The organism is Vibrio sp. 1402 (genome assembly GCF_033340275.1).
Genome location: NZ_JAWOWE010000062.1, coordinates 1 through 1300, shown reverse-complemented (window position 1 = coordinate 1300; position 1300 = coordinate 1). Strand labels below are relative to the sequence as shown.

1 protein-coding gene is annotated in these 1300 nt (G+C 46.8%); it reads left to right on the top strand.

From position 1 onward, the window contains the following. The coding region (locus R7044_RS24100; protein WP_225455860.1) for an amino acid permease at positions 1-1152 on the top strand (1152 nt) is incomplete at its 5' end. Between the last annotated feature and the right edge of the window lie 148 nt (positions 1153-1300).

Sequence of the window (1300 nt, the reverse complement as noted above, 5' to 3'; positions counted from 1 at the left end):
CTAAAACTTGTCGGCAGCTCCCTGATCGTTGCAGGTACTGCTCTTGGCGCTGGTATGCTTGCCATACCTATGGTGCTTGCTCAATTTGGCCTCCTTTGGGGCACTCTTCTTATGTTGTTCATCTGGGCTGGAACCACTTATGCCGCTTTGCTTCTACTTGAAGCGAGTTGCAAAGTCGGTGGTGGCGTAAGTATGAACGCAATCGCCCGCGAAACACTTGGTAAAGGCGGTCAGTTAGTGACCAATGGTCTGCTTTACGCGTTGCTTGTTTGTCTATTGATGGCTTACATCATTGGCGCTGGCGATCTAGTGCAAAAAATCACGGCATCAGTCGGCCTTTCTGTTTCCACTGTTTCTAGCCAAGTTGGCTTTACCATCTTAGTGGGTCTGATTGTTTCTGCTGGCACTGGTGTGGTCGACAAGCTGAACCGTGGTCTGTTTATCGGTATGATTGTTGCGCTTGTTTTAACGCTGTTTGCTCTTGCTCCTAGTGTTTCATTCGAAGGCCTAAACGAAGTCGTTAGTAGCGACAAAATGGCACTGATCAAAACCAGTTCTGTGCTATTCACCAGTTTTGGCTTTATGGTCGTCATTCCTTCGTTGGTGACTTACAACAAAGAAGCGAGCAAAACTCAGCTGCGCAACATGATCGTTGTCGGCTCTGCGATTCCTTTGGTTTGTTACCTATTGTGGTTGTTTGCGGTTGTGGGTAACTTGCCGCCACATGAGCTGGTACAGTACTCAAACGTCACTGAACTTATCTCGGTTCTTGGTCAACAGTACAATGGCTTGGAGTTTATTCTGTCCATGTTTACTGGTTTGGCGTTGCTAACTTCATTCTTGGGTGTGGCAATGGCGCTTTACGACCAAAACGCGGACTTGCTCAAAACCAGCAAGCCAGTGGTATTCGTCACCACATTTATTCTGCCGCTACTTGGTGCTGTATTTGCTCCGGAACATTTCTTAGCAATTTTAAGCTACGCAGGCATTATTCTTGTGTTCTTGGCGGTTTTTGTTCCATTGTCGATGACAATGAAAGTGCGCCGTGTACCTGTCGAAGACAACAGCGTTTATGAAGCTGGTGGCGGTGTGATGGGCATGAGTATGATCTTCTTGTTTGGCTGCTTCCTACTATTTGCACAAGCTGTGTAATGCAAGTACATTGAATACATGAGCCGCCCGTTGAGAAACGAGCGGCTTTTTTAATGGCAATGACATAAGTTTTACGAGAGATGACGGCTTTGACGTCGTGCTGATAATTGTTCATAAGCTCTGACCGAGAGGTGATACTCCTTAGCGA